This is a genomic window from Streptomyces sp. NBC_01197 (assembly GCF_036010505.1).
In the GTDB taxonomy this organism is placed as follows: Bacteria; Actinomycetota; Actinomycetes; order Streptomycetales; family Streptomycetaceae; genus Streptomyces.
This window is the reverse complement of record NZ_CP108569.1, coordinates 4,598,348-4,623,092: the sequence shown is the minus strand read 5'-3', so window position 1 is coordinate 4,623,092 and position 24,745 is coordinate 4,598,348. Positions and strand designations below refer to the sequence as shown.

General features: G+C 69.6%; 19 protein-coding genes. 8 read left to right on the top strand and 11 right to left on the bottom strand.

Annotation, left to right across the window (positions count from 1 at the left end; all coding sequences use genetic code 11):
* Positions 1-110: 110 nt before the first annotated feature.
* The 4 genes from OG452_RS21230 (at position 111) to OG452_RS21215 (ending at position 3,211) form a co-directional block, all read left to right on the top strand.
* The gene (locus tag OG452_RS21230; protein WP_164266846.1) at positions 111-1,088 is read left to right on the top strand and encodes a ribose-phosphate diphosphokinase; all 978 of its coding nucleotides are present in this window, start codon (positions 111-113) and stop codon (positions 1,086-1,088) included.
* Positions 1,089-1,267: 179 nt separating this feature from the next.
* The gene (locus OG452_RS21225) at positions 1,268-1,858 is read left to right on the top strand and encodes a 50S ribosomal protein L25/general stress protein Ctc (protein WP_327297172.1); all 591 of its coding nucleotides are present in this window, start codon (positions 1,268-1,270) and stop codon (positions 1,856-1,858) included.
* A 180-nt stretch (positions 1,859-2,038) separates the two neighbouring features.
* Entirely contained in the window at positions 2,039-2,668 is a 630-nt protein-coding gene (gene pth, locus OG452_RS21220) for an aminoacyl-tRNA hydrolase (RefSeq protein WP_327297171.1), read from the top strand.
* A gap of 78 nt (positions 2,669-2,746) precedes the next feature.
* Entirely contained in the window at positions 2,747-3,211 is a 465-nt protein-coding gene (locus tag OG452_RS21215) for a hypothetical protein (RefSeq protein WP_327297170.1), read from the top strand.
* Between the two features lie 100 nt (positions 3,212-3,311).
* Here the strand turns inward: OG452_RS21215 and ppc are convergent, their stop codons facing one another.
* Positions 3,312-6,047, bottom strand: a complete 2,736-nt coding sequence (ppc, locus tag OG452_RS21210; protein ID WP_327297169.1) for a phosphoenolpyruvate carboxylase — start codon at positions 6,045-6,047, stop codon at positions 3,312-3,314.
* A 245-nt stretch (positions 6,048-6,292) separates the two neighbouring features.
* Between ppc and OG452_RS21205 the strand changes: the two genes are divergently transcribed.
* The 3 genes from OG452_RS21205 to OG452_RS21195 all read left to right on the top strand — a co-directional run bounded on the left by OG452_RS21205 (position 6,293) and on the right by OG452_RS21195 (position 8,675).
* A complete protein-coding gene (locus tag OG452_RS21205) occupies positions 6,293-7,276 on the top strand; it encodes an acyl-CoA desaturase (protein WP_327297168.1) in 984 nt (327 codons plus the stop codon).
* The gene (locus OG452_RS21200) at positions 7,273-7,962 is read left to right on the top strand and encodes a TetR/AcrR family transcriptional regulator (protein WP_327297167.1); all 690 of its coding nucleotides are present in this window, start codon (positions 7,273-7,275) and stop codon (positions 7,960-7,962) included. Before OG452_RS21205 ends, OG452_RS21200 begins: the two co-directional genes overlap by 4 nt.
* Before the next feature lie 110 nt (positions 7,963-8,072).
* A complete protein-coding gene (locus OG452_RS21195; RefSeq protein ID WP_327297166.1) occupies positions 8,073-8,675 on the top strand; it encodes a Uma2 family endonuclease in 603 nt (200 codons plus the stop codon).
* A 17-nt stretch (positions 8,676-8,692) separates the two neighbouring features.
* On the opposite strand, the gene OG452_RS21190 is transcribed toward OG452_RS21195, so the two are convergent.
* The 3 genes from OG452_RS21190 to OG452_RS21180 all read right to left on the bottom strand — a co-directional run bounded on the left by OG452_RS21190 (position 8,693) and on the right by OG452_RS21180 (position 10,607).
* On the bottom strand, positions 8,693-9,316 hold the full coding sequence (locus OG452_RS21190) for a Uma2 family endonuclease (RefSeq protein WP_327297165.1): 624 nt from the start codon (positions 9,314-9,316) through the stop codon (positions 8,693-8,695).
* 143 nt (positions 9,317-9,459) lie between these two features.
* A complete protein-coding gene (locus OG452_RS21185) occupies positions 9,460-9,822 on the bottom strand; it encodes a VOC family protein (RefSeq protein ID WP_327297164.1) in 363 nt (120 codons plus the stop codon).
* A complete protein-coding gene (locus OG452_RS21180; RefSeq protein ID WP_327297163.1) occupies positions 9,822-10,607 on the bottom strand; it encodes a trans-aconitate 2-methyltransferase in 786 nt (261 codons plus the stop codon). Before OG452_RS21180 ends, OG452_RS21185 begins: the two co-directional genes overlap by 1 nt.
* A gap of 118 nt (positions 10,608-10,725) precedes the next feature.
* Between OG452_RS21180 and tamR the strand changes: the two genes are divergently transcribed.
* Positions 10,726-11,223 (top strand): MarR family transcriptional regulator TamR, encoded by a 498-nt coding sequence (gene tamR / locus OG452_RS21175; RefSeq protein ID WP_327297162.1) that lies wholly within the window; start codon positions 10,726-10,728, stop codon positions 11,221-11,223.
* On the opposite strand, the gene OG452_RS21170 is transcribed toward tamR, so the two are convergent.
* The 7 genes from OG452_RS21170 to galT all read right to left on the bottom strand — a co-directional run bounded on the left by OG452_RS21170 (position 11,182) and on the right by galT (position 24,570).
* A complete protein-coding gene (locus OG452_RS21170) occupies positions 11,182-11,949 on the bottom strand; it encodes a response regulator transcription factor (RefSeq protein ID WP_327297161.1) in 768 nt (255 codons plus the stop codon). The genes tamR and OG452_RS21170 overlap by 42 nt on opposite strands.
* 198 nt (positions 11,950-12,147) lie before the next feature.
* Positions 12,148-13,188, bottom strand: a complete 1,041-nt coding sequence (locus OG452_RS21165) for a hypothetical protein (RefSeq protein ID WP_327297160.1) — start codon at positions 13,186-13,188, stop codon at positions 12,148-12,150.
* A gap of 44 nt (positions 13,189-13,232) precedes the next feature.
* Positions 13,233-16,754: a hypothetical protein gene (locus OG452_RS21160; protein ID WP_327297159.1), complete on the bottom strand. Its 3,522-nt coding sequence runs from the start codon at positions 16,752-16,754 to the stop codon at positions 13,233-13,235.
* Entirely contained in the window at positions 16,751-20,977 is a 4,227-nt protein-coding gene (locus OG452_RS21155) for a hypothetical protein (RefSeq protein WP_327297158.1), read from the bottom strand. Before OG452_RS21155 ends, OG452_RS21160 begins: the two co-directional genes overlap by 4 nt.
* A 340-nt stretch (positions 20,978-21,317) precedes the next feature.
* Positions 21,318-22,484: a galactokinase gene (gene galK / locus OG452_RS21150; RefSeq protein ID WP_327297157.1), complete on the bottom strand. Its 1,167-nt coding sequence runs from the start codon at positions 22,482-22,484 to the stop codon at positions 21,318-21,320.
* Positions 22,481-23,488, bottom strand: coding sequence for a UDP-glucose 4-epimerase GalE (gene galE, locus OG452_RS21145; protein WP_327297156.1), 1,008 nt, complete (start codon positions 23,486-23,488; stop codon positions 22,481-22,483). Before galE ends, galK begins: the two co-directional genes overlap by 4 nt.
* Entirely contained in the window at positions 23,485-24,570 is a 1,086-nt protein-coding gene (galT, locus tag OG452_RS21140) for a galactose-1-phosphate uridylyltransferase (protein WP_327297155.1), read from the bottom strand. The genes galE and galT overlap by 4 nt, the downstream gene beginning before the upstream one ends.
* Between the last annotated feature and the right edge of the window lie 175 nt (positions 24,571-24,745).

The following is a 24,745-nucleotide window of genomic DNA, read 5'->3' as shown; positions in this document are numbered from 1 at the left end:
CCGTGATAGACGCATGCTCGGCTCATGGGCCGGGACTCCGGGATACGCCCCCGTACATACCGCCGGCTGGCTCGCCCAGCAGCGATCAACACGTCTGAGGAGACTGTGCTGTGACCGGGATCAAGACGACCGGCGAGAAGAAGCTGATGCTCTTCTCCGGCCGCGCCCACCCCGAGCTGGCCGAGGAGGTCGCGTCCCAGCTGGGGGTCGACCTGGTGCCGACTAAGGCTTTCGACTTCGCGAACGGCGAGATCTACGTCCGCTTCCAGGAGTCGGCCCGCGGCGCGGACTGCTTCCTGATGCAGAGCCACACGGCTCCCATCAACCAGTGGATCATGGAGCAGCTGATCATGATCGACGCTCTGAAGCGGGCCTCGGCCAGGAGCATCACCGTGATCGTGCCGTTCTACGGTTACGCGCGGCAGGACAAGAAGCACCGTGGCCGTGAGCCGATCTCGGCCCGGCTGATCGCGGACCTGATGAAGACCGCGGGTGCGGACCGTATCCTCACGGTCGATCTGCACACCGACCAGATCCAGGGCTTCTTCGACGGCCCGGTGGACCACCTGTTCGCGCTGCCGATACTCGCGGACTACGTGGGTGCCAAGGTGGACCGTTCGAAGCTGACCATCGTCTCGCCTGACGCCGGCCGGGTGCGGGTCGCCGACCGCTGGTGCGACCGCCTCGGCGCGCCGCTGGCCATCGTGCACAAGCGCCGCGACAAGGACGTCGCCAACCAGGTCACCGTGCACGAGGTCGTGGGTGAGGTGAAGGGCCGCGTGTGCGTCCTGGTCGACGACATGATCGACACGGGTGGCACGATCTGCGCCGCCGCGGACGCGCTGTTCGCGAACGGTGCCGAGGACGTCATCGTGACGGCGACGCACGGTGTGCTGTCCGGTCCCGCCGCGGACCGTCTGAAGAACTCCAAGGTGAGTGAGTTCGTCTTCACGAACACGCTGCCGGACCCGGACAATCTGGAGCTCGACAAGATCACGGTGCTCTCGATGGCGCCGACGATCGCCCGCGCGGTGCGCGAGGTCTTCGAGGACGGCTCGGTCACCAGCCTCTTCGAGGAGCAGGCGTGACAGCGGTCTGAAAGATCGATTTCTGGGACGGCCTCCCCGCCGGGTAGACTCACGGAGTTGCTCGGCGAGGGAGGCCGTACTTATTGGTACGGGACTCCGTTATCGACGCGCTCTTCGTAGCAGGCCGCGATACGTGGCCGGGTGACCCATCCTTTTTCGTCACCTCCGAGGAGTGCCACATGGCTGAGGTCAAGCTCACCGCTGAAGTCCGTACCGAGTTCGGCAAGGGCGCTGCCCGCCAGATCCGTCGTGAGAACAAGGTTCCCGCGGTCATCTACGGCCACGGTGCCGACACCGTGCACATCACCCTTCCGGGCCACGAGCTGATGATGGCGCTCAAGACCGCGAACGCGCTGCTCCGTCTGGACATCGAGGGCCGCACCGAGCTGGTCATCCCCAAGGCGATCCAGCGTGACGCCATCAAGCGCAACCTGACCCACGTCGACCTGCTCGCGGTCAAGCTGGGCGAGAAGGTGACGGTCGAGGTCTCGGTGCACGCCGAGGGCGATCTGGCGCCGGGCGCCAACCTGCTGGAGTACGTGCTGAACACCCTGACCGTCGAGGCCGAGGCCACTCACATCCCCGAGTCGGTCACCGTCTCGGTCGCGGGCATGGACGCGGGCGACTCGATCCTGGCCAAGGATGTTCCGCTGCCCTCCGGCACGACCCTTGCGACCGACGAGGACGCCGTGGTCATCCAGGTCGTGTCCGCGCAGGCCGAGGAGCCGGCCGCGGAGACCGCTGAGGCGGCCGAGGGCGCCGAGGCCTGAGCCTCGCGCTGATTTCCGCCGGCTTGTTCCGGCGGTCCGGGGTCTGCTGCCCTGAGTTCCCGGAGTGTGCTTGAAACCGCCGTCCGTGCCGCAAGGCGCGGGCGGCGGCTGGCTGTTCACCGGCTTCGCCGGCCTGCCGGCTCAACAGGTGGCCGGACACGTGCAGAGGGAGACGTGCAGATGACGACGCCCGACCCGACCGCTCCCTGGCTCGTCGTGGGCCTCGGCAATCCAGGCCCCGACTACGCGGCCAACCGCCACAACGTGGGTTTCATGGTGGCCGATCTGCTCGCCGAGCGGGTGGGGGGCCGGTTCAAGGCGCACAAGGCCCGCGCCCAGGTCGTGGAGGGCCGGCTGGGTCCGCCGGGTCCTGGGGGCACCTCCCAGGCCCTTAAGGCACTGGGGGACAACCGGCGGGTGGTGCTGGCCAAGCCGATGTCGTACATGAATCTTTCCGGTGGCCCGGTCACGGCGTTGCGCGATTTCTACAAGGTGGGGACGGCGAACATCGTGGCCGTCCATGACGAGCTGGACATCGAGTACGGGACGCTGCGGCTGAAGCTGGGTGGCGGGGACAACGGCCACAACGGTCTGAAGTCGATGACCAAGTCGCTGGGTCCGGACTACCACCGGGTCCGGTTCGGTATCGGCCGTCCGCCGGGCCGGATGCAGGTCGCGGATTTCGTGCTGAAGGACTTCTCGTCGGCGGAGCGCAAGGAGCTGGGGTACTTCGTGGAGCGGGCGGCGGACGCGGTGGAAGCGCTGATCATCGAGGGCCTCGACCGGGCGCAGACCACGTACAACTCCTGACGCTGTGGCCGGTGCGGCTCCTGGTCCGGCTCCCGATGGGTTGACCTGGCGTGGTCCCATGGCCAAGGATCGCGCCCCATGAAGCGGAGTGGTGGCGTCCTGCTGTACGCACGCCGGGCAGCCATGGGCTGTGTCGCGGTGCTGATCCTGGTGGCCGGTTTCTGGTCGTCGTGGGGTACGGCGCAGCATGTGATTCTGGCGAAGGGCCGTGATCACGGGACTCTGACGGTCGCCTCGTGTACGGGCGATACGTGCTCGGGGCCGTTTGTGCCGTCGGCCGGTTCGGCTGCGCACAGTGGTCTTGTCATCGACAAGTCGACGGCTGCGGAGAAGGGTGAGCGGCTGCCGGTGGTGGTCCGTCCGGGGAGCGACGAGGCGATCAGGACGGGCTGGGCGGGGGCGCTGCACGCGTGGGTGCCGCTGGGCGGTGCGCTGTTGCTGGCGGCGCTGGTGATCGGGGGCGGGCTGCGGATGACGCGTACGGCGTGGGCGGTGGGGACGGCGGGTGCGGGGCTGCTGGTGGCGGCGTTCGTGGCGCTGTGAGCAGTTCCCCGGTGTGCGTGGCCGCTGTGAGCGTTCCCCGGCGACCGGGGGCCCGGGGCGACGCGCGCCCGGGCCCCGGTCCCCGGTCCCCGGTCGGAGGTCACCCTGTGTTGCGCAGGCCCGCCGCGACTCCGTTGACGGTGAGCAGCAGTGCCCGTGCGAGTGTCGGGTCCGCCTCCTCGCCGCGTTCGGCCGCTGCCCGCTGGCGGGCGAGCAGGGAGACCTGGAGGTACGAGATCGGGTCGAGGTAGGCGTCCCGGATGGAGAAGGTCTGCTGGAGCGCCGGGTTGGTGTCGAGCAGCTTCTGGCCGCCGGTGATGCGGAGCACCTCTTGGACGGTGAGTTCGTGTTCGGCGCGGATGGTGTCGAAGATGTGCTTGAGCTCGTCCGGTACGAGGGTGTCGACGTAGTGGCCGGCGATCCGCAGGTCGGTCTTGGCGAGCGTCATCTCGACGTTGGAGAGGAAGTTGCGGAAGAAGTGCCACTGCTCGTGCATCTCGTCGATCACGGTGCCGGGGCCTGCCTCGCGCAGGGCCTTGAGGCCGGAGCCGACGCCGAACCAGCCGGGGACGATCTGGCGGGATTGGGTCCAGCCGAAGACCCAGGGGATGGCGCGCAGTCCGTCGAGCGAGACGCCCGAGCCGGGCCGGCGGGAGGGCCGTGAGCCCAGGTGCAGGTCGGCGAGCTGGTCGACCGGCGTGGAGGCGAGGAAGTAGGTCGGCAGGTCGGGGTCTTCGACGAGCTTGCGGTAGGCGGTGTGGGCGGCGTCGGAGACGACTTCCATGGCCGCGTCCCAGCGGGCGAGTGCTTCATCGGACTGGCGGGGCGCGGTGTGCAGTGCGGAGGCCTGCAGTGTCGCGGCGACGGTGAGTTCCAGGTTCTCGCGGGCGAGCGCGGGGACGAGGTACTTGTCGGAGATGACCTCGCCCTGTTCGGTGACCTTGATCTCGCCTTCGAGGGTGCCCCAGGGCTGGGCGAGGATCGCGTCGTGCGAGGGGCCGCCGCCGCGGCCGACGGTGCCGCCGCGGCCGTGGAAGAGCCGCAGCCGTACGCCGTAGCGGTGGGCGACGTCGCGCAGTCGTCGCTGGGCGCGGTGGATCTCCCACTGGCTGGTGGTGATGCCGCCGAACTTGGAGGAGTCGGAGTAGCCGAGCATGACCTCCTGGACGTCGCCGCGCAGGGAGACGAGGCGCCGGTAGGAGGGGTCGGCGAGCATTTCGTCGAGGATGACGTCGGCTGCGCGCAGTTCGTCGGTGGTTTCCAGGAGCGGCACGATGCCGATCTTGGCCCAGCCGCCGTGCAGGTCGAGGAGTCCGGCTTCGCGGGCGAGTACGGCGGCGGCGAAGACGTCGTCTGCGCCCTGGCACATCGAGATGATGTAGGACTCGATGACTTCGGGGCCGAAGCGTTCGAAGGCCTGCTTGATGGTGTGGAAGACGCCGAGTGTCTTCTCGCCTGCCGCGTCGAGCGGGGCGGGGCTGGGGGCGAGTGGGCGCCGGGACCTGAGCTCCTTGGCGAGGAGCTTCTGGCGGTATTCGCGGGGCATGTCGGCGTAGCGCCAGGACTCTTCGCCGAGCCGGTCGAAGAGCTGGCCGAGGGCGTGGTGGTGGGCGTCGGCGTGTTCGCGTACGTCCATGGTGGCGAGCTGGAGGCCGAACGCGGCGAGGGTGCGGATGGTGCGGTCCATCCGGCCGTCGGCGAAGAGTCCGCCGCGGTGGTCGCGGAGCGAGGCCTGGATGAGAGTGAGGTCGCTGAGGAGTTCGGAGGTGCCGAGGTAGTCGCGGCCGGTGCGGTGCGGGGTGCCCTTGGCGAGGCGTTCGCGGGTGTTGACGAGCTTCTGCCGGATGCAGGTGGCCTTGAGCCGGTAGGGCTCCTCGGAGTTGAGGCGCTTGTAGCGGGGGCTGATCTCGGGGAGGCGTTCCAGGTCGAGCTGGAGGGAGTCCAGGAGTTCCTGGGTGGCGCCGGTGTAGCGGATGGAGTTGGAGAGCAGGCCGCGGAGGTAGTCGATGAGCTCGATGGCGTCGGTGATGCCGTGTTCGTGCTGGAGGATCAGCACGTCCCAGGTGACGGCGGGGGTGACGTTGGGGTTGCCGTCGCGGTCGCCGCCGATCCAGGTGCCGAAGCTGAGGGGGCGGGTGCCGGCGGGCAGTTCGACGCCGACGCGCTCCAGTTCGGCTGCGAGGTCCTCCAGGACGTCGCCGACGGCCCCGGCGTGCAGTTCGTCAAGGTAGTAGATCGCGTTGCGCGCTTCGTCCGCGGGTTCGGGCCGTACGACGCGCAGTTCGTCGGTCTGCCAGATGAGGTCGATGCTTTCGGCGAGCCGCAGGTCGTGGCGGCGCCGGTCGGCCTCGATGACGGGGGTTTCCAGGAGCTCGGCGATGCGGCGCAGCTTGTTGAGTACGGAGCGCCGTGCGGCTTCGGTGGGGTGCGCGGTGAAGACGGGCCGTACGTTGAGGTTGCGTACGGTCGCGCGCAGGTGGTCGGGGTCTGCGTCCTTGAGCCGGTCCGCGGTGCGGGCGAGGAGCCCGCCTTCGGCGGCCCGTACGGCGCGCATCTCGCGGCCGCGGTGGACCTGCTCGGTGACGTTCGCCAGGTGGAAGTAGGTGGAGAAGGCGCGCACCAGCTTGGCTGCGGTCTCCAGGCCGGTGTCTCCGAGCAGCGCGGCTGCTGCTTCGCCGTCCTCGCGGGTGAGGGCGCGGACGCGCTCGACCAGTTCGAGGAGTTCGGGGCCCTCCTGGCGTACGAGGGTCTCGCCCAGCAGATCACCGAGGCGGCGGATATCGGCGCGCAGCTCGGGGCTGGCGGTCGGGGTGGGGGTCAGGTCGGCACTGCTCACAGGTGCGGCTCCTTGCAGTGTTGGCACGACTGGCAAAGGGGTCTGGGTGTCATTCCCAGAAGTCACAGAACGGACCGCGCTGTCCGACGACACGCACACAGGATAGGTGTCCGGTTGTCCGGCTCGCCGGGGCGTCCACGGCCCTCTTGCCGCGAGGCTGCTCGCTGACATACTTACGAGGCCGTAGGTTACGGAACCGTAGCCGGGCATCAGCCGCATTCCTCACCCCACGGGGGACGTCCCTTATGACCATTGGTCCCGATTTGATCGATGACGCCCAGACCCCGACCGGTCCCGTAATCCCGCGCGCCACACTGGGCGGGGACAGTAAGGGTTCCGTCGAGCAGTTCGGTCTGCTGCTCTTCATCATCGTGCCGTTTCTCGCTCTGGTCGCGGCGGTGCCGCTGGCCTGGAGCTGGGGCGGTGTGAGCTGGCTGGATCTGGGTCTGCTCGTGGTGATGTACTACGTCGGTTGCCACGGCATCACGATCGGATTCCACCGGTATTTCACGCATGGTTCGTTCAAGGCGAAGCGTCCGCTGCGGATCGTGCTGGCCATGATGGGTTCGCTGGCGGTCGAGGGGCCGCTGGTGCGCTGGGTGGCCGATCACCGCAAGCATCACAAGTTCTCGGACGCGGAGGGTGACCCGCACTCTCCGTGGCGGTACGGCGAGACCTTTCCGGCCCTGCTCAAGGGGTTGTGGTGGGCGCACATGGCCTGGATGTTCGACGAGGAGCAGACTCCGCAGCACAAGTACGCCCCGGATCTGGTCAAGGACCCGGTGATCCGCTGGATCTCGCGGAACTTCATCTACTGGACGGTTGTGTCGCTGGCGATTCCGCCGCTGGTGGGCGGTCTGGTGACGATGTCGTGGTGGGGCGCTTTCACGGCGTTCTTCTGGGGTTCGCTGGTCCGGGTGGCGCTGCTCCACCACGTGACCTGGTCGATCAACTCGATCTGCCACGCGGTGGGCAGGCGGCCGTTCAAGTCGCGTGACCGCTCGGGCAATGTGTGGTGGCTGGCGATCCTGTCCTGCGGGGAGTCCTGGCACAACCTGCACCACGCGGACCCGACGTCCGCCCGGCACGGTGTCCTGCGGGGCCAGCTGGATTCCAGCGCGCGTCTGATCCGCTGGTGCGAGCAGCTGGGCTGGGCGACCGAGGTGCGCTGGCCGTCAGCTTCGCGGATCGACGCACGGCGCAAGAGCGAGCTCACAGAGACGGCATGATGGCAGACGTGGCGATCGAAGGCAGCAGTACCAGCGGTAGCAGGAGCCGCCCGCCGGCGGCCCGGCGTGCGCGCCGGGTCCGTATGACCGGGAAGGAACGCCGCGAGCAGCTGCTGGACATCGGCCGCACCCTCTTCGCCGAGAAGGGGTTCGAGGGCACGTCGGTGGAGGAGATCGCGGCGAAGGCCGGGGTCTCCAAGCCGGTGGTGTACGAGCACTTCGGCGGCAAGGAGGGCCTGTACGCGGTGGTGGTCGACCGGGAGATGCGTCAGCTGCTGGATCTGGTGACGGGTTCGCTGACGGCCGGCCATCCGCGTGAGCTGTGCGAGCAGGCGGCTTTCGCGCTGCTCGACTACATCGAGGAGTACACGGACGGTTTCCGCATCCTGGTGCGGGACTCGCCGGTGGCGCAGTCGACGGGTACGTTCGCGTCGCTGATCAGCGATATCGCCACCCAGGTGGAGGACATCCTGGGGATGGAGTTCAAGGCCCGGGGCTTCGACCCGAAGCTGGCGCCGCTGTACGCGCAGGCGCTGGTCGGCATGGTGGCGCTGACGGGCCAGTGGTGGCTGGACGTCCGCAAGCCGCCGAAGGCGGAGGTGGCGGCGCATCTGGTGAACCTGGCGTGGCACGGCCTGGACGGCCTGGAGCCGAAGCCGCGGCTGATAGGGCACCGGAAGGGGTGATGGCCCCGGCCGCGCTCCGCAGGCCGTGGATCACCCGTTGTGATGACTTATCTGATTTCCGGCCGCTAACGTGGTGGCACAGGCAGAGAATCCCGCCTATGGGAGGAACCATGACCGCCGAGCCGCTCGCCGGGCACAGCTTCCGCTGGCCCGTGCCGCCCCAGGACGGATACACCGTGGACGACCTGTTCACGCTGCCCGGCCTCCCGCCGCACACCGAGCTGCTCGACGGGAGCCTTGTTTTCGTGAGTCCACAGCGGGATTTTCACAGCACCATGATCGACCTGCTTATGACGGGCCTGCGGCGTACTGTGCCCGGGCACTTGAAGGTCCGTCGGGAGATGACTGTCGTCCTGGACCGCCGCAACGGTCCCGAGCCCGATATCTCCGTCATCCGGGCCAGTGCGGTCACCGGCCCGGAGCAGACCAGCTTCGAGGCCGCGGACGTTCTGCTCGCCGTCGAGGTCGTCTCCCCCGACTCGGAGGCCCGTGACCGCGACACGAAGCCGCGCAAGTACGCGGCTGCCGGCATCGAGCACTTCTGGCTGGTGGAGATAACCGGCGAGAGCAGGCATCCGGTGGTGAGGGTGTACGAACTCGACCCGGTGACCAAGGCGTACGCGCTGACCGGTATCCACCACGACCAGCTCAAGCTCGGCGTCCCGTACGACCTGGGCATCGACATCACGACGGACGCGCTCGCCAGGCTCTGACCAACTCCTGGAAGGTGTCAGGGCCTGGTGATGTCCTCGCCGATGGCGAAGCCCTTTGCCGGGCCCTCCTGGATCACCGCGTCCGTGCCGTACGGGACGCGGTGCTCGTCCGTGTAGACGGCCTTCTTCGCGTCGGGCGAGGTCAGCAGGACGACCGTGCCGTCGCCGTCGTGGTCGTCCACCATGATGTAGAGCGGGATGCCCGCGCGAGCGTACTCGCGGCGCTTGCGGATCCGGTCCCGCTGCTCGTTCTGCCGGCCGGGCGAGACCACCTCGATGACCGCTGTCACTCCGGCGGCGTCGACTCCGAGGCCGTCCTCGTCGGGGATCTCGTCCAGGTCAGCCGGGGCGATGAAGATGTCGGGCACCCAGGACTTACGGCGGTGGATCACGTTGGCGTCCTGGTGAGGTACGTAGTCCTCGCCCGTCAGATGAGCGTCGAGCGCCCGACGGATGCGGCTGATGAGCACGGCATGACGCCGGCGGCCAGTAGGTGACACCTCGATGGACCCCTCGATGATCTCGGCCCGGTAGCCCTCGGGGAGATCCATGGCTTTCCACGCCTGCCAAAGGACCTCGTCCAGGTCGGAGACCGGGTTGTCGTCCACAGCCGGGGAAACCTCGTGTGCGAGAGCGGTCATCGTGAAGCACCTCCTCCATCAGTGTGGGCGCGGGCGCCACTGCGGCACAAGCGACACCGCCAAGCTGGGCACCTCAGCACCCCGGCGACACGGAACGCGATGTGATCACCCGAAAGGCTGACATGCGGGGAGGGAGAAGACCGTCAGGCCACCCGCTCCAGGAACTCGATCCGGTTACCCGCCGGGTCCCACGAGTAGAAGCGGCGGTGGCCCGGCAGGTCGGTATCCCAGACGATCTTCGCGCCCCGGGATTCCAGCAGCTGCCCGTACGCCTCGATACCGGTGACGCGCAGCGCCGGGTGGGCCTTCTCCGAGGGGCGGTGGCCCTCTTCCATGCCGAGGTGCAGCTGGACAGGGCCGGACTGGAACCAGCAGCCTCCCCGGGCGGCGAGCGCCGGGGGCTTGGGGATCTCCGTCATGCCGAGCACCCCTGTGTAGTACGCGCGGAGTTCGTCCTCCGTGCCGGGCGGGGCGGCGAGCTGGACGTGGTCGACGGCGGAGATCATCAATTCCTCCTGTGGGCGACAGCGAAGACGCGGCGGAACGGGAAGACCGTGCCGTGCGGGCCCCGCGGGTACGCCTCACGGAGCAGGTCGCGGTATTCGGTGAGGAAGGCGGCTGCCGCCTCCTCGTCGTCGGCGAGTGCGGTGAGGACCGGGCGCAGGGCGGTGCCCTTGACCCAGTCGAGTACCGGGTCGTCGCCGCTGAGGAGCTGGAGGTAGGTGGTTTCCCAGACGTCCGTGGTGCAGCCGAGGTCTGTGAGGCGGGAGAGGTATTCGGTGGGCTCCAGGACTGCTCCGGCGCGGTCGCCGACGCCGGAGAGCCGGGACTTCCAGCGCGGGGATTCGCGCAGTGCGGCGAGGATGGTGTGGCTGGGCGCGGTGAAGTTGCCGGGCACCTGGAAGGCGAAGGTGCCGCCGGGGGCGAGGGCGTCAAGCCAGTCGGGGAAGCGGTCCGCGTGGCCGGGGACCCACTGGAGCAAGGCGTTGGAAACGAGCAGGTCGTACGGGACGTCGGGGGTCCACGTGGTGGCGTCGGCGTGGGCGAAGCCGAGGCGGGGGCCCGCGTGCTGCTGGGCCTGCGCCAGCATCTGCGGGGAGTTGTCGAAGCCGGTGATCCGGGCGTTCGGCCAGCGGTCGGCGAGCAGGGCGGTGACGTTTCCGGCGCCGCAGCCGAGGTCGGCGATGGTGGCCGGGGTGCCGGGGACACGGCCCAGGAGGTCGAGGAAGGGGCGGGTGCGATGGTCCGCGTGGCGCAGGTACTGCTGCGGATCCCAGGTGGGTGCGGTCATGGGATCAGCATTCCCCGGAAAATCTCTTGATGTCAAGATAGTTGTCATCGAGAGAGTTGTTGCCGAGATAGTTGATACCAAGAGACTTCACGTCGACAGACCCTCTACACTGATCCACATGGAGGATGAGGTCGACCGGCTGGTGGCTGCGTGGCGCCGTGAGCGCCCTGACCTCGACGTGGAACCGCTTGAGGTCCTGAGCCGGGTGTCCAGGCTGGCTCGCCATCTCGACCGCGCCCGTCGGCTCGCGTTTTCTGAGCACAATCTGGAGCCGTGGGAGTTCGACGTGCTGACGTCGCTGCGCCGCGCGGGCGACCCGTACCAGCTCTCCCCGGGACAGCTGTTGACCCAGACCCTCGTCACGTCGGGCACCATGACCAACCGCATCGACCGGCTCGCCACCAAGGGACTCGTCGAGCGGCTGCCCGACCCCAGCGACCGGCGCGGGGTGCTGGTCCGGCTGACCGACGAGGGGCGCGACCGGGCCGACCAGGCGCTGGCCGGGCTGCTCGCCCAGGAGCGCGCCCTGCTCGCCGAGCTCTCGCGCACCCAGCGGGGTGAACTGGCCAGCCTGCTACGCCAGTTGACCGCCCCGTTCGACAACATCCCCGGGTAGGTCGGCCGGGCCCACCCCCGCGCGTCTCGCCAGCGCGACCGCGGCCAGTGTGGAGTGCACGCCGAGCTTCCCCAGCACGTTCTGCATATGCGTACGGACGGTGTGCGGGGAGAGGAAGAGCCGCTCCGCCACCGCCTTGCGCCCCAGGCCCGCGACCATGCACCGCAGCACCTCGCGCTCCCTGGGCGTCAGCGCCTCGACCAGCAGCTCGCCCTCGGAACGGTTCCGGTCGGCCGCGGTCAGCTCCCGCAGGACGCCGGTGAGCAGAGCGGGCGGCAGATACGTCTCGTCCCGCAGGACGCCCCGGACCACCGCGAGCAGGCGCTGGAGCGAACAGTCCTTGGCGACCCACCCCGACGCGCCGGTCCCGAGGGCCTGCGCGGCCCGGCGCGGGTCGTCCCGCGCCGCGAGTACGACGGTGCGCAGCGCGGGCCGGGCCGCGCGCACCGCGGCGGCCAGCGAGATGCCGTCCGCCGGGGGGCTTTCCCCGACGCCCGGGGCAGCAGCCGGGCGAGCGCCCCACCCCGCGGCGACGCCGAGATCGGCGTCGACGAGCAGTACGTGGAATGGGCGCCCGTCCGCCGCGGCCCGGTCCAGGCAGTGCAGCGCGGCCGGCCCGCTGCCCGCTGCGATGACCTCCACATCGGGTTCGGCGGCGAGGGCCGCGGCGAGCGACTCGGCGAAGATCCGGTGGTCGTCGACGACGAGAACACGGATATGACCCATATGACCCATAGAAACCCCCACGCCCGCGCACCGGCCCCCACCGGTGGCTCTGATTCAGCGTACGGGCGTATACCGGGCTCGTCCGGTGATTGGCGAACACCGGTGGGTGACGGGCACCGGTGGCCGCGTACCTCAGGACTTCCGGCCCGGCTCCCTCTGCCACCTCGATCGGTGCTGGATCGAGGTCGGGCGGCCGTTTCAGGGCGTGATGAGGATTCCGACGCTGGAGCCGCCGACGGTCGCGCTCGCGGTGATCTGGCCCGACGCGCTGACGCCTGTGCCCTTGTCGACCGTCATGCCGGCGGTGGCGGCGAGAGTGGTGAGATCGACCAGGCCGCTGGTGTTGTTCTCCGTGAAGCCCACGGCGGGGCTGCCGATGGACCCCACGATGTCGTCGTTGGGACCCACATCGGATCCTTCGCTGTCGCTAGGGATCACCGGCGCGGGAGGCGACCCGCTGAAGAACCGGGTTACGCCGGTGAGCCCGCCTCCACCGTCCGAGGTTCCGATGATCGTGCCGTTGTCGTTGATCCCGAACGCGCTGCTGTTGCCGAGGAAGCTGCCCGGATTGGCGGGGTCGGGGAGCAGAGTACCGAGATCCGCCAGGAAGCCCGATCCCGCCGTGCTGAGGAAGGCGCGCTCGACCGGGGTTCCGCTCGTGTCCAGAGAGTTGCTGACGCCCACGACGTCACCTTGACTGTTGATGCTCGTGGCCCGGCTCGTATCGGTCGTTCCGGACGCCCCGGCAAGGACCAGGGCGCCCAGATCAGTCATGGACGCCGTTGTGGGATCGAAGAGGAAGGCGTGCTCTGAACCCGTCGCGGAATCCGAAGCCCCCACGATCTGGCCGTTGTCGTTGATGTGGAGCGCTCGGCTGTTTCCGACGAAGAACCCGGGATTGCCGGGGTCGGGAATGAGGGTCCCCAAGTCCTGGATCCCCGCCGAGGTCCACAGGACAGCGCGGGTGACCGGGTTTCCGGAGGCGTCGAGCCCTTCGGACTCTCCGCAGATCACCCCGTTGGCGTTGATCGAGCGGGCTCGCGCCTTCCCGGGCGCACCTACTGTCGGCAGCGCCGGCAGCTGGGTCGGTGTTCCGGTCGTGCCGTTGGGCTGGGTGGGGTTCCAGACGTAGGCGAAGACGGTGTCTTCCTGGCCCACGACGGAACCCGTGGCGTTCAGGCCGTTGGCTTCGCTGATTCCGGTGACGGTTGCGGCGACCAAAGTGGTGACAGTGGCCATGGCTGTTCTCCTCCTGGTGTCCGAGGGTCAGACGTTCACAAAGGTCAGACGTTCACAGGAAGGGGGATGGCGTCCACGAAGACCGTGCGTTCGGTCAGTTCGACGGAGACGTCGATGTCCATGCGGTTGGCGGGAACGCTCTCCACCTCGCGCACGACCACCCGCAGCCGCCCGGCCCCCGGCGCGCGCGAGGGCGTCCCGGTCGGCGGACCGGCAGGCACGGGGGGCAGCGGCGTGAGTGTCTCGTTCAGTGTTCCCTCGACCTGGCACCCCGGGACCCGCGTCCAGGCCGGCAGGCCCGCCGTACCGGGGTCCGCCGCCAGCGAGGTGAGCTGGACGGAGTCAGCTCCCGCGCCCGGTTGCTCGGTGTACGCCTCCAGCGTGGCGATGACCCGGTTGACTGCAGGGCCTTGGGGAGCGAGGCCCGAGAGCGTCACCAGGACTCCGTCTGGGCCGCGTTCGAGCCGTAGGGCCCGGTCGGGCAGGAGCTGCACCAGGGACGTGCGCACCACCGTGGACAGCTCCAGCCCCGCCAGGCTCTCCTCCTGGTAGCGAGCCAGGGCCAGTTGCACGAACGGGCTGTACGAGGACGCGGCCACTCCCGGCAGGACCACATCGCTGAACCAGTGCCCGCCTTCCTCCGCCACCGGGAACCCCACCACGTCCACGTCGAGGTCGGGCCGGCCGGCGGGGTGGACACTCTTGGCCCCGGCTGCCTGTGTGACACACGACGAGGTCCGCACGATCCCGGACGGTCCCGGCGTGGACCACAGCGGATCTCTGGCCGTGCAGGTCAGCAACTCCGGGACCGTCAGCACGGGATCGCCGACGCCGGCCGCGTCGGGGCACACGACCAGGGCGAGCCTTTCGCCCTCCCCGGTCGTGAACCAGGGGCGGGCGAGCTCGACCCGCAGCCTGTCTCCGAGCCTGGTCCGTTCGACCACGTCCCATTGGTCGGGCACCTCACCTTGCCACAGGAAGGCGGGGCGCACCGAGAGGACCTGGGGCGGTACCGGCCGGGCCGAACTCGGCACACTCACCGGCCCCAGGGTCTGCGTCCTGACGAAGGCGTCGTCGGGTTCCTCAGCCGCGAAGAACTGCCGGAACCTGGTGACGGCGGTCATGTTGTAGCTCACCCGCCGGTGTCGCGTGTCGCCGAACTCGTGCCTGATCGTGGCGAGTTCGGAGTCGCGACGGCCGATCGCCAGCGAGGGGAGCCCCTGGGACATCTGCTGCGGGGCGGTGCTGTCGTTCACCTCCTGCCAGGAGGCGACGATGTCGAGTTGTGCTGTGCTCCCCGCATCGAGGGAGAGCAGCGGCGCCTGGTCGTGTGCCAGCACGGCGAAGGGATCTCCTTCGTTGCGTACGGGGGCGAGGTCGCCGTCCGGCGTCTGCAGCGGATGCCGTACCGCGTGGACCAGGGTCACGACATGGGGTGGGGTGACCATCGGGTGGCGGCCGTTGAGGACCGCTGATTCGGGCGAATCGTGGTCGCCGGGCGGATCCGGGACCGACGGGTCGGAGAGCCAGTTCTTGATCACGAAGTTGTCGAGGTCCTGCAGCTTCAGGTACGAGGCCAGCTCCACCGTGACCTGTCGTCCGGGGGCCAGGGCCAGCAAACCATCGTCGTTGGCCCAGCGCAGTTCAGGATCGCTGCCGGCGGCGCCCGGGACCAAGCGGAGTGACTTGGCGGCGAAGTTCGGCCATACGCCGGTCCAGTCCCTCGTGTCCGTCATCTGGTCGTCCTGCCCGGTCGGCTGTTCGCGTACGAAGTACACGGCCACGCCGGCGGCGAGCGGTTCCGGCAGTCCCGGGCCGTCCGCCTGCACGGCCCGCTGCACCAAGCCCGTCGTCTCCTCGTCCGATCCGTCGAGTCTGCCGTGCTGCTCGGCCAGATCGACGGTGGTGCGCGGTGGCAGGAGCGTGCGTTCGGCATTGTCCACGTAGGAGGTCGCTCCGAGATCACTGCGGATGACCAACTGGTCGATGCTGCCTCCGGGGCCCAACGCGTCCGGGTGGACGACCGGCTTCCCGTCCGCCCCGGTGACCACGAGGCCGTCGGGGGGTGGAATCTGCGGTGCCGGGAGCGGCTCATGGCGGGCGTACGGCGTCAAGTCGCTGAAACAGCGGTCTGCGGAGGGGTCATCGTGTTCCAGACCGCCCCCGGCGATGTCGGCGACGCGCAGCCGCACGCTGTACGACGTGTTGAAGCGCAACTCCGGCAGCGAGCCCGGCACGGGTTCGAACTGCCATGAGAAGTCGAAGGGAAGGGCCGGTGCGGGGTTCGGGGCCGGGGGCAGGGGTGCGCCCAGGGCCGGGCGCGGCACCGCCAGGCTCCAGCCGCTCCAGCGGCTGACGACCTCGTCTGCGCGCAGCTCGCCGGTGCGCTCGTCGCGGATGGCGGCGTTGGCCTTCACATGCCCTTCCTCAAGTTGCTGCGGACCGATCGGGTTCTTGTTGAGGAAGTACGTTGCGTTCCGCCGGCACAGTGACAGCGAGTCACCGGCCCCATGGAGCCTGACGTCCATCCGGTATCCGAGCACCAGGTCGTCCGCGGTCAGCGGGGGCCCGTCGCCGAGGTCGTCGCGCGCCGCGTTGGCCCGCGCCGCGTCGGAGCGCGCGGCGAAGTGCTCGGCTCGGTCGCGCCGCATGAGCAGCAGCCCCGCCGATCGCAGGGCGGGAAGCGTCGCGTCGTTGGCCGGCGGGGTCTGCCCGTCCGTCCTGTCCGTTGCGTAGGTGCGTGCGGCGTCCCGCAGCCGGCTCACGGCACCGTCGATGTCCACGGTGGCCACCTGCCAACGCGGATTCCCGGCCGGGTCCTTCACGTCCAGGTCGACCAGGCCTGAGCTGATCGTCGCGGTCGACGCGGGCAGGAACAGTCCGCTGTCGAGTTCGTAGGCCGTCCACGGCGAGACCACCTCGGGAGCGATCGTCGAGGCGGGCCAACGGACCCGGACGGCGCCCGGGGCGGTCGGGGTGGCGGGCGGCAGGCCCTTGTCGCCGGTGCCGAGGGTGAGTTCCGCGATCAGGCCGAGCTCGCGCAGGACGGCCGGGTGCTCGCGCAGCAGGGCGACAGCGCGGTGGAAGTCCATGGCGCTCCGCCCCGTGCGCGGCGGCGAAGGAGCGCCGTCCGAGGCGACCCCGTCGGGGGAGCCGACGTGCCAGGACGCCAGTTGGTCGTGGACGACGTCGGGTGTGGCGACGGCCTTGGCGGAAGTGGCATACGTCTTCTGGATGTTGTCGTGCTGCACCGTGGAGGGTTCGACGGTGGGCGGGTCATAGGTCGGCGGCTGCTGCCAGCCCCGTACGTCGACGGCACTGAAGAACTGCTGCCACACGTCTGAACTGCCGCTGCCTACCAGCGTGTACGGCACCTCACTGCCGCTGCCGTCGGGCCGACGCACCTCCACCGAGAGCTCCGCGTGGCCCAGCACCGCCGGCCAGTCCGCCAGCCCGTTGTCCTTGAGCGTGCCCTCGGTCAGTTGCGGGACGATCAGGATGCGCAGGGTGGCCTGCCCGCCGGTGACCGCACCGCCGGGCACCGCGATCCACAGCAGTCGACTCATGGGGTCCTCCGGTCGGTGAGTGCGTCCCTCGGGGTGGGGGCGAAGGCGGCTCGATAGGCCGTCCACGAAGCGGCCAGGGACGCCAGATCGGCGTCCTCCGCGTTCGGCGCGTCCGCGGCACGTGCCTGCGTCGGCGGCTCGGTGAACGCTCCGCCCGGCGGGCGCAGCCCTCCGGGCTCGCCGGCTACGGGCCTGGACGGTGGCGGGGGAGGCGGGGCGGGGTGCGCGGCGTTCGGATCACCTGCGAGGACCCACACCCCGCTGTCCAGCTCCACCGAGTCGGAGTACAGGGTGAGATCGATGTCGATCACGAGGGTGGCCCGGCCGGACAGCACGTTGGTGGTGTCGTCGTAGGCCAGTGTCACCACCAGTTCCACGGACACGGAGATCAGGCCCAGCACCTCGACTGTTCCACCAATACGGAAGAACCCGCTCAACTTGGCCTCTCCGCCGGCCAACTCGTAGCGCACACCCCCCATGGCGTGCACCTCGCCCCGGGCTACGCCGAAGTCCACGCCGACGACCGCCCCGAAGTCCAGCGACGCCTCCAGCCTCCGCAGCCCCGACTTGTCCATCTCCAGCTCGACGTAGCCGCCCCCGCCGAAGGCCATCACGCTCAAGGTGAAGGGGTGCTCGCGGCTGGCGAAGCCCAGCATCACCGAGACGGGCCGCCCGTCGAAGGGCACGAGAACCGCGGCCCGGAAAACCATCCCGTTCATCACGAAGACACCCGTCTCCACCGGAGGTACGGGGAGTTGGTAGCTCGCGACGATGTCCGTCCCGGTGACTTGGATGTCCGGACCGGCCTTGCCGAGGTCCACGGCTTCCTGGAGCTTCTGCAGGAGGAGGAGTTGGCCCTCGAAGGCGGCGGTCACGTGGTTCACGGCCAGGTCGGGTGCCTTCCCCGCGACCTGGCTGTACTTCAGCTCTCCGAAGTGCAGCGTGAGCAGCGCAGCCGCGCCTGGGGGCATCTCCAGGTCGAAGTCCGTCACGTCGCACGTGGTCGTGACGCTGTCCGCCGAACGCTCCACGGTGAGTTCCAGTTTCGACTGGGGTCCGCCTTTGAACGGGGGCTTGTCCTGCAGCGTGAGGTCGCCCCAGGTCATCTTGGTCGTCGGTGGTGTGTGGGTGAGGTCCGAGAGGATCTGTGGAGGACCAGTCAGTCCCGAGACCACGTCCCGCAGGTCGAACCCGAGCAGGGTGGCGCCGTCCGCGAGGACGTCCTTGGGGTCGGACGTGGTCAGCCCGGCCAGCTGGACGGGCCCGTGCTTGCGGGAGATTCCGTCGGCGACCAGATCGGGTGTCACCAGTCCGCCCGAGCGGTCGGCGACGCCCGAGAACGTGATCGGCAGTGTGCCTCCGGCCACCTCCAGCACGGCGTCCACCGCATCGCTTCCCTGCGCCAGGTAGTCCTTGGAGTAGGACAGAGCAGTGTCCTTCGCGTACTGCGCCAGGACCGCCGGAGGCTGGGGCGCGTCGCCCATGATGGTGCGCAGGGCGGGCATGCCGACGCGGACGCCCCAGGCCTGGGCGGCGGCGGATTCCGTAGCCGTCGTCGCGGCCGGCGGCAGCGCGTAAGGGTCGGGATCCGGCGTCCCGAGCCGGGGCCGGAAGGTGTCCTCGACGGGGTCCGGAACGCCGGCGATGTGGAGGGCGTGAACCTCGTGCAGGTCCCCCGGTGCCGGTGTGGCGGCGCCGATGAGGTCGACCGTGACGCCGGGGAGTTCGACGATGCCCTGGAGGGAGCTCTCGTAGGCACGGATCACCTCGCACTGTGCGGAGAAATCCCGCAACGAGGTGAACGCCGGGTAGCCCGATCCCCGGGGGAACCGCACATCGGCGTAGAAGACCAGCGGAAGTTCGAAGTGCACCTCTCCGGCGGCGCCTTGGCACCGGACGGGGAAGCGTATGGGCTCGCTCTCCTCGCCGGTCTGCCTGAGCGGCCAGAAGTACAGCGGCACGGGACGTGTCGCCGGGTGCTGCTCAGCAGCCTGGATCTCCGCGCTGAGCTGGTCGGTCGTGGCGATCTGGCTGAGGTAGTCGGCCGCGTCGCTGCTGCCGGGCGCCATGTCCTCGGCTGTCGGCGTGCCCGGCTGCCAGCCCATGTCCCCGCCGTAGATCCGTGCCCTGAGAGTCCTCATCCCGTAGTCCGCCTGCGCGAGTTCCTGCTCCAGTTCTTCGACATCGGAGGCCGTGCGCTCGACGGAGTGCCAGTCGGCTTCGAGGTCCGTGAACCGCAGGGTGGTGATCTCCACGTCGGAGAAAGGGAACGCGCGGGCGGCCTGGGGATCGCTGGGGGCGTGTCTGACCGGCTCGGTGACGGTGAGGATCTGCTGCGTGACCAGCTCGGCGGGCATACCGGAGCCGGGATCCACGACGCGGCGGGTGATCCGCTCGTACTGGGCGCGATGCCCCAGCGGGAACAACACGCCATGTTGCACGGTACGGACCACTTCGTCGCGGCCGAGCACCGCTTCGTGGTCCCAGCCGAAGGTTTCCCACTGCTGGTGGACCGTCAGAGAGCCCCCGAGAGAGCTCAACTCCAACCGCTGCGTTGCCGCGGGGTCGCCCTGCTGTGCGATGGTCAGCCGCTCCGCGACCGACAGGGGCGCCGTGAACTCGTCTGTGTGGGACGCGAGTTCGACGTCGAGGGGGCGCAGGGCGAGCCCCGCGTCTGAACCGTCGTCGGCCCGGCCGACCGCCAGCAGGCGGCTGCGCCAGAGCCCGACGGCGCCGACGTCGGTGGCGACAGGTTGCGAGCGGTGGTCGGATACGACGCCTGCGGCGCTGTCGCGGCTCTCCGGCGCCGACAGCAGCCGCCACGGCAGTTCGACCGCCGAGTCGTCGGGCGTCCACTGGCCGTCCGAGCGGGCCAGCGCGGTGCACACATCGAGCACCCGCTCGGCTGTGGGGTTGACGACGGTGCCGGCCGGCACCGAGAACGCCAGCTGGCTGGGCCCTGCCAGGCGCCCCTCGTTGAGGTCCTGGGGGCTGCCGATCGCAGGCCGGGTCTGTTCGCCGATGTGCTGGGGCGGAAAGGTGAGCACCAGCCGTGCGTTGTCATCCATGGAAACGAGCTCGGTTCCGCCGCCTGTGCGGCTCGCCTGCTGCTGGAACCCGGAGAACCGCACTCCCAGAATGACCAGGTCATCGGGCCGCACCAGAAGGAACTGAGCATCGGGTAGCCGAGGCCCCGGGGGAGGCGGGCGCGCCGGCAGGAGTGAGGCATCCAGCTGCTCCGAACCCCAGGTGACCGCGTCCGATGACCACCAGTGCAGCAGCGGGCCCGCAGCCGAGCGAGCGAAGACGTCGAGCCGGTCCGGGCCCCACGACACCACGCTGGGACATCCCAGGATCTGGTCCGAGCCGAGACGCTCCGGCCCCTCCCACACCTGCGAACCGGAGTTGAAGCGCCAGTGCACCGGGAACCCGTCCGTGTCACGGGCGAAGACGTCGACGTGCTCCGGCACGCGGGTCACGGCGACCGGGCCGCAGGCAAGTTGGCCTGCGGCGTTGTTCTCCGGCCCGAACCACCGTCCGCCGTTCCAGCCCCAGTGCACCCACCGTCCGTCCGGCTGACGCCCGATGATGTCGAGGCGCTCCGGTCCGAAGGACGCGACAGCCGGCGCTCCCGCCAGCTGTCCGCCCATGTCGACCGGAGCGGTCCACGCCTGCGCGTCGTCGGTCACCAGACCGGAGAAGGTGGAGCGCTGCAGTTTCCCGGAGTCGCCGGGGTAGAACACATCGAGCAGGTTGGGGGTGCGCGAGACCGCGCCGAGTTCTGCTCCGACGCCCACGATGTCGGCCCTGTGCGACCGGGTGCCCGGCGAGAAGCTCCAATGCCGCAACGCACCCTCGACCGAGGCGGAGAACAGCTCGTAGCGGTCCGTAGTAATCGGCAGGACCACCGGATCGTGACTGACCCAGCTGACTTCGATCTCCTCAGGCTCCCAGAAACCCTCGGCTGAGCTACGGCTGTAGAGGCCGTGATTCAGGTCGCTGTCCAGCTCAGTGACGAACAGGTGCAGGGAGTCGGGCCGCAGCGCCATGCCGACCGGAGCTGACAGCAGGCGGCCGCCCATGTTCTCGAACTGCCAACTGCCCTGGGCGTACTGCCAGTGGTGGAGGGAGGCGTCGTCCGCCCGGTAGAAGACATCGAGCAGTTGGTCACCCCCCGACAGGGCCGTGGTGTTGGCAAGTCTGGCGTCGGAGGGTGTGCTCACAGCTCCTCCTCGCACCTATGTGCGGCATCGGGATGGAAGAGGGAGGGTCGGCTTGTGTCCCCGCGCAGCGGCGAAAACCGGTGCGCGGGGTGCGTGCCCCGTTACGGTGCGGCGAGACCGGAGCCCGCGGCGGCGTCGTCGATGGCGCACGGCGACGCGTGCCGTCCCGGCCTTGAGATTCCCCCGTCATCCGCGCTTCCGGTCTCACTCCACCATTGCACCGGGGGGCGCGGCCCGCATCTGGGTGGGGTTGCCGGGCCGGCCGGCATTCGGCCCGTGGTGAAGGCGCCGCCGTTGACGTGGACCGGGAGGAATACGGCTTCTCAGCTCAACAGGTACCTCAGGACAGCCGGCGCGCCCCCGCCGATGCCGTGGCGGTGAAGATCCGCGGCGCGGTGTACCCGGCCTCGGCGAACGCCTCCGTCACCGCCTTGGCCACCGCCTCCGCGTGCACCTCCTCGACCAGCACGATCGCCGAACCGCCGAACCCGCCGCCGGTCATCCGCGCGCCCAGCGCGCCGCCCGCGTTCGCCGACGCCACCACCAGGTCCAGCTCGTCGCAGGAGACCAGCAGGTCGTCGCGGAGCGAGGCGTGGCCGTCGGTGAGGATCGGCCCGACTCCGCGTACGTCGCCCGCGTCGAGCAGCGCGACCGTCCGCGCCACCCGGTGGTTGTCCGAGACGACATGGCGGACGTAACCGCGCACCTTCGGGTCCAAGAGGCCGGAGGCGCCGGAGGGCTCGGAGGGCTCGGAGAGCTTCGCGAGCGCTTCGGGCAGCTGCGCGTACGGCACGTCGCGCAGCGCCGGGACGCCCAGGATCCGGGCGCCCTCCTCGCAGCCCGCGCGCCGTTCGGCGTACGCGCCGTCACCGAGGGCGTGCTTGACCCTGGTGTCCACGACGAGCAGCCGCAGCCCCTGCGCGGCCAGGTCGAAGGGGACCTGCCGTATCGAGTGGTCCCGGCAGTCGAGGTGCAGCGCGTGGCCCTCGGCGCAGCAGGCCGACGCCGTCTGGTCCATGACGCCGCACGGCACCCCGACGAAGGCGTTCTCGGCGCGCTGCGCGATCAGCGCCAACTGGTTGCAGTCCAGCCCCAGTTCGTACAGGTCGTTGAGGGCGAGCGCGGTGACGACCTCCAGGGCGGCGGACGAGGAGAGCCCGGCGCCGGTGGGGACCGTGGAGCTGAGGTGGATGTCGGCGCCCGTGACCGGGTGGCCCGCCTCGCGCAGCGCCCAGACGACGCCCGCCGGGTAGGCGGCCCAGCTGGTGTTGGTGAGCGGTTCGAGTTCATCGGTGCGGAGCTGCACGATGCCGCCCTCGATGTCCGCCGAATACAGCCGCAGTACGCCGTCGGTGCGCCGGGAGACCTGCGCGACGGCGGTGTGCGGCAGGGCGAGCGGCATGACGAAGCCGTCGTTGAAGTCGGTGTACTCACCGATGAGGTTGACGCGGCCGGGGGCGGCCCAGGTGCCCTCGGGGGCACGGCCGTACAGCTCCTCGAAACTCATTCCTCAGTAACTCCCCTGTGTACGGACGACTCTGTCCGGTCGGATGTGCGGGCGTTCTGCGCGAAGGCCCAGGCGTCGGAGACGATCCCGGCCAGATCGGAGCGCGAGGGGGCCCAGCCGAGCCGCTCGCGTGCGGTGTCGGCCGAGGCCACGAGCGTGGCCGGGTCGCCCGCGCGGCGGCCCGCGGCCCGCTCCGGGACGGGGTGCCCCGTCACCTTGCGTACGGTCTCGATGACCTCACGGACCGAGAACCCGCTGCCGTTGCCGAGGTTGCAGATCAGGTGCTCGCCGGAGGCCGCCGCGTCCAGGGCGAGCAGGTGCGCCTCCGCCAGGTCGGCGACATGGATGTAGTCGCGTACGCAGGTGCCGTCCGGGGTGGGGTAGTCGTCGCCGTACACCGAGATGGCGTCGCGGCGGCCCTGGGCGACCTGGAGGACCAGCGGGATGAGGTGCGACTCGGGGTCGTGGCGCTCGCCGTACGTCTTGTAGGCGCCCGCGACGTTGAAGTACCGGAGGCTGGCCGCGGCCAGACCGTGCGCCGCGCACTCGCCGCTGATCATGTGGTCGACGGCGAGCTTGGTGGCGCCGTACGGGTTGGTCGGCGCGGTGGGGGCGCTCTCCCTGATCGGTACGGTCTCCGGCTCGCCGTAGGTCGCGGCGGTGGAGGAGAACACCAGCGTGCGGACACCGGCGAACCGCATCGCGGCGAGCAGCGCGGTGGTGCCGCCGACGTTGTTCAGCCAGTACTTCTCGGGGTTGACGACCGACTCGCCGACCTGCGAGGACGCGGCGAAGTGCAGCACCCCGTCGTACGAGGAGTCGAGCCACCGGGCGGCGTCCTGGATGCGGCCCTCGATGAACGTGGCGCCCTCGGGTACGGACACCCGGAAGCCGGTCGAGAGGTCGTCGAGCACGGTCACCTCGTGCCCGGCCTCCAGGAGGTGGGCGGCCACGACACTGCCGACGTATCCCGCGCCACCGGTGACCAGATACTTCTTGCTCACTTGCTCGCTACCTCTCGCAGTCGCTCGGCCGCGGTCTCCGGCGGCACGTCATTCACGAAGACGTTCATGCCCGACTCGGAACCCGCGAGGAACTTCAGCTTGCCCGAAGTGCGGCGAATGGTGAAAAGCTCAAGATGCAGGGCGAATTCGTCCCGGTTGATGCCGTATCCATCCAGCTCACCGAAGGGCGCCTGGTGGATGGCGGAGATGTACGGCGTCGGGGGCTCGCCCGCCCCTTCCTTCCGGCCGCCCGGCCCGTCGAAGATCCGGTCGAAGCGCCTCAACAGTTCCAGATACATCTGTGGAAACTCTGTGCGCGCTTCGTCGCCGAGGAAGCGCAGGTCGGGTACGCGCTGCTTCGGGTAGAGGTGCACCTCGTACGGCCAGTGCGCGGCGTACGGGACGAACGCGACCCAGTGCGCGCCCTCCAGCACCACCCGGGAGCCGTCGGCCACTTCGCGCGCGACGGTCTCGTCGAAGAGGTTCCGGCCGCCACTGCTCTCCTGGAACGCGTCGGCCGAGCGCAGCATCAGCGCGGTGCGCGGGGTGACGAAGGGGTAACCGTAGATCTGGCCGTGCGGGTGGCCGAGGGTCACGCCGATCTCCGCGCCGCGGTTCTCGAAGCAGAACACCTGCTTGACTTCGGGGAGTTCGGCCAGCTCCGCGGTCCTGTCGGTCCAGGCCTCCAGGACCAGGGCGGCCTGTTCGGGGGTGAGATCGGCGAAGGAGGCGTCGTGGTCGGAGGTGAAGCAGACGACCTCACAGCGGCCGGAGTCACCGGCGAGTGAGGGGAAGCGGTTCTCGAAGACGGCGACGTCGTAGTCCGCGTCCGGGATTTCGCTGAGCCGTCCGTCGCGGGAGGGGCAGAGCGGGCACTCGTCGGCCGGCGGGTGGTAGGTGCGCTCCTGGCGGTGCGAGGAGATCGCGACCGCGTCGCCGAGCAGCGGGTCGGTGCGGATCTCGGACGCGGTGGCGACAGGGCCGAGCGGGCGCCGGTCCACGGCGTCGCGGACCACGTCGTCCCGGCCGTCGTAGTAGAGCAGCTCACGACCGTCGGCGAGACGGGTCGATGTCTTCTTCACTCTGGCGCTCCTCGCCCACTGCTACCTACCCAAACAGAACCGCACACAACAAACCACAACTCAACAGCACAGTCAATGGAGCGGGAGCAAGCAAGAGCAAGCGCTTTCATCAGGACATACCAACCAGCCCGATCACAATCAAACAAAGAACACCAGTGAAGTGTTCATTTTTTGA